The sequence below is a fragment of the Pseudomonas sp. GCM10022186 genome, from assembly GCF_042656385.1.
GTDB lineage: Bacteria > Pseudomonadota > Gammaproteobacteria > Pseudomonadales > Pseudomonadaceae > Metapseudomonas.
On the sequence record NZ_JBHSOU010000039.1, the window covers coordinates 1 to 6,832 of the forward strand.

The 6,832-nt window shown below is 66.9% G+C and carries 6 protein-coding genes; 1 reads left to right on the top strand and 5 read right to left on the bottom strand.

Translation table 11 applies throughout. The annotated features are described in order from the left end of the window. Positions 1-124 precede the first annotated feature (124 nt). The 3 genes from ACFPU0_RS14660 to ACFPU0_RS14670 form a co-directional block, all read right to left on the bottom strand. The gene (locus tag ACFPU0_RS14660; protein WP_377693829.1) at positions 125-2,572 is read right to left on the bottom strand and encodes a TonB-dependent siderophore receptor; all 2,448 of its coding nucleotides are present in this window, start codon (positions 2,570-2,572) and stop codon (positions 125-127) included. Positions 2,573-2,674: 102 nt separating this feature from the next. Then, positions 2,675-3,646: a FecR family protein gene (locus tag ACFPU0_RS14665; protein ID WP_377693823.1), complete on the bottom strand. Its 972-nt coding sequence runs from the start codon at positions 3,644-3,646 to the stop codon at positions 2,675-2,677. 80 nt (positions 3,647-3,726) lie between these two features. Next, the gene (locus ACFPU0_RS14670; protein ID WP_377693824.1) at positions 3,727-4,218 is read right to left on the bottom strand and encodes an RNA polymerase sigma factor; all 492 of its coding nucleotides are present in this window, start codon (positions 4,216-4,218) and stop codon (positions 3,727-3,729) included. A 194-nt stretch (positions 4,219-4,412) separates the two neighbouring features. On the opposite strand from ACFPU0_RS14670, the gene ACFPU0_RS14675 reads away from it, so the two are divergent. Further along, on the top strand, positions 4,413-4,979 hold the full coding sequence (locus ACFPU0_RS14675) for a hypothetical protein (RefSeq protein WP_377693825.1): 567 nt from the start codon (positions 4,413-4,415) through the stop codon (positions 4,977-4,979). A 165-nt stretch (positions 4,980-5,144) separates the two neighbouring features. Here the strand turns inward: ACFPU0_RS14675 and lipA are convergent, their stop codons facing one another. Together lipA and ACFPU0_RS14685 are read right to left on the bottom strand one after the other, a co-directional pair. Next, positions 5,145-6,152, bottom strand: coding sequence for a lipoyl synthase (gene lipA, locus ACFPU0_RS14680; RefSeq protein ID WP_377693826.1), 1,008 nt, complete (start codon positions 6,150-6,152; stop codon positions 5,145-5,147). A 110-nt stretch (positions 6,153-6,262) separates the two neighbouring features. Continuing rightward, a partial coding sequence (locus tag ACFPU0_RS14685; protein WP_377693828.1) for a glycine cleavage T C-terminal barrel domain-containing protein occupies positions 6,263-6,832 on the bottom strand: 570 nt, incomplete at its 5' end.

Consider the following 6,832-nt stretch of genomic DNA (forward strand, 5'->3'; position numbering starts at 1 on the left):
CGCACCCTACCGGATCGGCTTCATCCTGCCAGCCCGGACATTCGAATCGTCACAGGCAGAGCCGCTGACTCATGACCACGTCCTCAGGACGTGGTTTCCCAAGTGCAAATGAACCCGCCCCTGCTCAGAACCCCACGCTGGCCTGCACGAACCAGGTGCGCGGCTGGCCCACGTAGATGCCCGCGTTGTTGTCGCTGGAGCGGGTGAAGTACTGCTTGTCGAAGATGTTCTTCACCCCCACGCCGAGCTTCAGGTTGGACAGCTGCTCACCGAAGTCGTAGGCGCCGCGGACGTTCCAGGTCACGTAGCCGGGAATGTCGCCGAACTGGCCGTCGGCGGTGGGCTCGGTGATGTAATCGCCGGTGAAGTTGCCGTTGGCGTCGATGCCGGTGCCCGGTGCGCGCTGGCCGGACTGGGCGTAGCCGTCGAGGTTGTAGGTCCAGCGGTCGACCTGGTAGCGCAGGCCCAGGTTGGCCACGTGACGCGAGTAGAACGGCAGGTCGCGGGTCTTGAAGCCCGGGATGTCGCCTTCGTAGGTGGCGCGGGTGAAGGTGTAGGTGCCGGTCAGGCTCAGGCCCGCGAGCAGTTCGTCCAGGTTGTAGTGACCGGACAGTTCCAGGCCCTGGTGCTTGGTGGCGCCCAGGTTGGTCCAGCCCACATCGTTGCTGATGAATTGCAGTTCGTGGTCGAAGTCGATGTAGAACAGCGTCGCTTCGCCGCCCCACTTCTCGCCGCTGTAGCGCGTACCCAGTTCGTAGGTCTTGGCCTTCTCCGGCTCCAGGCCGTTGGCCGGGTTATCGCCCACGCCACCCTGGCCGAGCTGGAAGTACTGCAGGCTGCCGAACGAGGTCTCGTAGTTGGCGAACAGCTTCCAGGCGTCGGAGAGGTGGTACATCACGCTGATGGCCGGCAGCGGCTCGTTGTAGTCCTTGCTGCGGTGCTTCTCCTGCACCGGCTGGCCGTTGCTGCCGAGTACCGGGCGATCGTGCCAGTCGGTGTTGATGCTCTCGTAGCGGATGCCCGGGGTGATGGTCCAGTTGCCGACATCGATCTTGTCGTCGATGTAGAAGGCGTTGGCCTCGGTGCCGCCGGTGCGGTCCTGGAACACATGGCCGTCCGCCGACGGCCCGCGGGTGGGCGTCGGGACATTGTTCACCAGGGCCAGGCGGCTGGATTCCTCGTGCATGGCCTCTTTCAGGTAGCGGTAGCCGACGCCCACTTCGTGGGTGCTGTCACCGGCGAAGAAGATGCGCGAGACGCGCGGCTCGAAGCCGTAGGTGTAGTAGCTGCGCGGATAGGAATTGAGGAACTTCTGGTCGCGGCTGGCGATGTGGCTGCCACGGAAGCTGTCGCTGTAGTAGGTCAGCACTTCGACCTGGGTGACGTCGTCCACCTGGCGCAGGTACTTGAGCGACACGTCCTTGCGGCGGCCACTGAAATTGTCCCAGTCACGGTCGGACTGGAAGGGATTGTCGTCGAACTGAGCCTGGGTGAGGCCGCCCGGCATATCGGCGGTGGCGTCGTAGTAATGGAAGTTCAGCGACAGGTCGTCCTGCTCGGTGGGCGCCCAGTGGGTCTTGAGCATGACGTCGTCGATGTCGTTGCCGTTGTTGCGGTCGCGGTAGCCGTCGCCGTTGACGCCCGAATAGAGCAGCGCGGCGCCGATGCCGTTGTCGGCGGTGCCGCCGAGGAATGCACTGTTGAGGTACTTCCAGCCGCCATGGCTGGTGTCTTCCAGGGTGGTGGAGACATCGCCGGAGAATTTCTCCGGGATGGCACGGGTCACGAAGTTGATCACCCCGCCGACGTTCTGCGGGCCGTAGCGGACGGAACCGGCGCCGCGCACGACGTCGATGCTGTCGAGGTTGCCGATGGAGATGGGCGCCATGGACAGCTGCGGTTGGCCGTAGGGAGCGAAGGCCGCCGGCACGCCGTCGATCAGCACGGTGGAACGGGGCGACAGGCGCGACGTGAGGCCACGGACGCCGATGTTGAGGGCGATGTCGCTGCCGCCGGTACCGTTGGACTCCTGCACCTGGACCCCGGGTACGGAGCGCAGCGCGTCACGCACGTTCATCGCGCCCTTCTCGATCATGGCTTCGCGGCGCACCACGGTACGGGCACCGGGGTGGTTCTGCACCACGGCGTCGTCGGCAGTGCCCAGCCAGTCGCCGACCACCGAGATATTCGAGGCCGGCAGCTCCATGGCCGAAGCGCCCTCCTCACCCGAGACCTGCCGCAGGACGGCGGTGTCGTCCGCCAGGTCGAAGGTCAGGCCGCTGCCCTCGAGCAGTGCGGCGAGGACCTCTGCCGGCAGCAGGGTGCCGTCGACGGCCGGGGCCTGCTTGCCGGCCACCAGGTCCGGGCTGAAGAAGAGTTGCAGCGAAGTCTGCTGGCCCAGTTGGCCAAGGGCGCCGGCCAGCGGCTGGGCCGGAATGTGGATTTCCTTGCGCTCGGCGGCCTGGGCGCCGACGCTGCCCACCGCCAGGGCGATGGCCAGGCTCAGGGGCAACCAGCGCTGGGGGCGCGCGGCCTTGCGGGAGGTGGTTGGCGATGCCGGGAATTGCTGTATTTCGTTGTTCACGTTCGTCCGGTCCTGAAGGCAGAGGCGCCCGACTACGGGTGGGCACCAAAAGTCGAAGGAGAAGACGAACGAGGAGAAATAAACCTGAATCTAAAACGAAATAATTTCGCTTGAGCCATCCGGCAGGGTCCTGACCCTGACCGGAAGGATGCGCGGCAAGGCCGTCAGCAAGGCATTGGTGTCGTCGGCACGGAACACGCTGGAGAAACGCAGCTTCGCCACTTCCGGGGCGACACGCAGTGGCTTGTCGCGGTAGCGGGACACCTCGTCCGCCACGTCGGCCAGCGGCACATCGTTGAAGATCAGCTTGCCCTGGCGCCAGGCGGTGATGGTCGCGATATCGACTCGCTGCACCGGCCCGACTGTCCCGTCGGCCGCCACCTGCACGCCGTCCCCGGCCAGCAGCGGCCGGCTGGCCGCGCCCTGCCCGCCCGCCACCAGCACCTGGCCCGACTCCACCGCCACGCGCATGTCCCGGGCGTCGTGGCGCACATTGAAACGGGTACCGGTAACGGTGACACGGCCCGGCCCGGCCTCGACCACGAAGGGCCGCGCCCGGTCCGGCGTCACGCTGAACATCGCCTCCCCGGCTTCCAGCCGCACCAGTCGGCGGTCCGCCGCGAAGAGCACGGTAACGCGGGTACGGCTGTTGAGGTCCAGGGTCGAGCCATCGGCCAGGGTCACCTGGCGGCGCTCGCCCAGCCGGGTGGCATGGGTTTCGCCGCCCTCGGCAAAGGGGTCGAGCAGGTAGGTCGCTCCGCCGGCCAGCAGCAGGCTGGCCGCGGCCGCCATCGCCCCCTGCAGGAAGCGCCGGCGCGACGGCAGCGGCAAGGGCCGGGCTTCGGCGTGGCAGAGCTCTCGCAGGCGCTGCGCGGGAATCAGGTCGGTGGCGCTCCACAGCCGCTCCAGCAGCTCGTACTCCGCCCGATGAGCCGCATCCGCCGCGAGCCAGGCGTCGAATCGGCGCCGTTCCTCGGCGTCCTGTCCGGGGTCGCGGTTGCGGCTGAACCAGTAGGCGGCTTCGTCTCGGACGCTGCAGTCGGCGAGTTGGTTGTGGGTCATGCTGCCATCCGGTTGGCGGGAATCAGGCTGCGGTCGTTGGCCATTTTTCGGGTCTTGGTGCCCTGTTGGAGAGTTCCGGCTCATGTGGCGCCCAGGTCCAGGCGCTCACGCAGGTGGCGAAGGGTGCGGATCATATAGCGCTCGACCATGTTCCTGGATAACCCCAGGCGCTCGGCGATTTCCGCCTGGGTCAGGCCTTCCAGCTTCTGCCAGACGAATACCTGGCGGCAGTTCACGGGCAGCTCCGCCAGGGCCTTCTCGATGGAGTCCGCGAGCTGGACGGCGTGCATGTAGGATTCGGGGTCGTTCTTCGCCTCCTCGCCCGGCTCGGCGATATCCAGTTCCAGCTGGGCGCGGCGTTCCTCACGGCGAAAATGATCCACGGCGATATTGCGCGTGGTCTGGTGCAGGTAGGCACGGGGCTGCCGGACATTGTCCTGGTCCGCCTCCAGGACCCGCACGAAGGCGTCGTGGGCGAAGTCCTCCGCGCGATGGCGACTCCTCAGCCGGCGGGTCCAGGTGCCGATGAGTTCTTCATAGTGCTGGAAGAAGCCGTGATAACGCTGAGGCATCTGGGAAGGGTGGGAGGCGTCGGAAACGAAAGCCGCGAATGATAATAGCTTGCAAGTAATCCCGCAATTTCCCCCTTCCCAACGGCTGGATTCAGACCGGAGAACTCCGCCTGCCGGCCCATTTGGAAACGATGGCCTTTTGCAGGTATCTTCTCTCGCAGTCGCCAGCCCCCCCTCCAGGAAGTGCCTGATCCATGAGCCGTACCGCAATCCGGGCCGCCGCCTTCTGCCTTGTCGCCCTCTGTTCGACCTACACCTGGGCCAAGGTGGAAGTGCAGCCCGTGCAGCACAGCAAGGCCGGCCGGATCCTCGCCGTGCAGATCTCGGAAGACATCGCGCCCGGCGACTACGAGGCACTGATGAAGGGCCTGCGCGCCAACCCCGGCCAGTACGCCCGCAAGCTGGCGCTGCTGGACAGCATAGGTGGCAGCGTCGCGGAAGCCCTGCGCATAGGCCGTCTGCTGCGGGAAACCGGCTTCGATGTGATGGTGCCCAGCGAAGGTGTATGCCAGGGCAGCTGCGTCTACCTCCTGGCCGCCGGCCGCAACAAGACCGTGCGCGGCTACGTGGGCATCCACCGCCCCTACTTCGCCCACGGCGACTCCGCCCTGGCCGACGGCAGCGCCAGCCGCTACAGCCCGACGGCCTACCTCAAGGAAATGAACATCCCCCTCGGCCTGCTGGACGACATGAACAGCACGGACCCGACGCGCATGCGCGTGCTGACCCGCGACGAACTGGCGCGCTACCGGTTGAACTGAACGCGGCACAGCCCCTTGCCTGCGCAAGGGGCCGATGGGAAGCCAGTGCGTAGGGTGCCAGGCTGAGCGCGCCTGGTGGACAGAAAAGCGCTGTCCACCCTACGGGGCCGCTGCGCGGCCCATCGCGAATGAATTCGTGCCGGCACGGACGGCTCCCCTCTCCCTTCAGGGAGAGGGGCTGGGGGAGAGGGTGCCTTTCATTGCCGTCTTCGTTCCGTGGGCCTGCTGGTCAGCGTGGTACGAGGAGCGCACCAGCGGACCGGACGCCACGTTCGAAAAGCCCATCGCGGCGCCCTGCTCGGCGAACCAGGCAAAGGTATCCGGATGCACGAAGCGCTGCACCGGCAGGTGGTTGCGCGAGGGCTGCAGGTACTGGCCGAGGGTCAGCATGTCGATCCCGTGCTCGCGCATGCGCTGCATCACTTCGATCACTTCCTCGTCCGTCTCGCCGAGGCCGAGCATCAGGCCCGACTTGGTCGGCACCTGGGGCACGCGCTGCTTGAAGTTCTCCAGGAGGTCCAGCGACCACTCGAAGTCCGAGCCCGGACGCGCAGCCCTGTACAGGCGCGGCACGGTTTCCAGGTTGTGGTTGAACACGTCTGGCGGCTCCTGCTCGGTGATGGCCAGCGCCACCTCCATGCGCCCGCGGTAGTCCGGCACCAGGGTTTCCAGCTGGATACCCGGAGACAGCTTGCGGATTTCCCGCAGGCAGTCGACGAAGTGCCGGGCGCCGCCATCGCGCAGGTCGTCGCGGTCCACCGAGGTGATCACCACGTACTTGAGAAGCAGGTCGGCGATGGCCACTGCGAGGTTCTTCGGCTCGTCCGGGTCCAGCGGCTTCGGCCGGCCATGGCCGACGTCGCAGAACGGGCAACGGCGGGTGCAGATGTCGCCCATGATCATGAAAGTGGCGGTGCCGCCGGAGAAACACTCGCCGAGGTTCGGACAGGAGGCCTCTTCGCAGACGCTGTGCAGCTTGTGCTGGCGCAGCAACTGCTTGATCCGCGCCACTTCCGGCGAGGCGGCGATGGGCACCCGGATCCAGTCCGGTTTGCGTGGTACCTCCTCGGTGGGAAGGATCTTCACCGGGATGCGCGCCACCTTCTCGGCGCCGCGCAGTTTGACACCGGCCTGCAAGGGTTGCGGGCGAGCGGCGGTCTGGGGTTCTGTCATGCCTTTGCTCCGAAAGGGGACGCTTTGGTAGGAGCGAGCTTTGCTCGCGAACGGCCACCCGGCCCAAAGCTTCGCGAGCAGAGCTCGCTCCTACACACAACTACGAGCCTTCAGCCGCGGTAGTAGCGCTGCGGCACGAAAGGCGTACGGACAACGTGCATGGGCAGCGGCTTGCCCCGCACCAGGGCGAAGACCTCCGTCTCCAGCGCCGCGTAGCGGCTATCGAGCAAGCCCATGGCCAGGGGGCCACCCAGGCTGGGGCCGAAGCCGCCGCTGGTGACTTCGCCTATGACCTGTTGTTCGGCGTTGACGATCTGGGTGCCCTCGCGCACGGGCGCCCGGCCGCTCGGCAGCAGGCCGACGCGTTTCCGCTCTACGCCACCCTGCTGTTGGCCAAGAATCCGCTCTGCCCCCGGGAAACCACCGGCACGCACGCCATCGACGCGACGGGCCTTGGAGATGGCCCAGGCCAGGCTGGCCTCGATCGGCGTGGTGGTGGTGCTCATGTCGTGGCCGTAGAGGCACAGGCCGGCCTCCAGGCGCAGCGAGTCGCGGGCGCCGAGGCCGATGGGCTGCACTTCCGCCTCGGCCAGCAGGCGGCGCGCCAGGGCTTCGGCCTGCTCGACCGGCACGGAGATCTCGTAGCCGTCCTCGCCGGTGTAGCCGGAGCGGCTGACGTA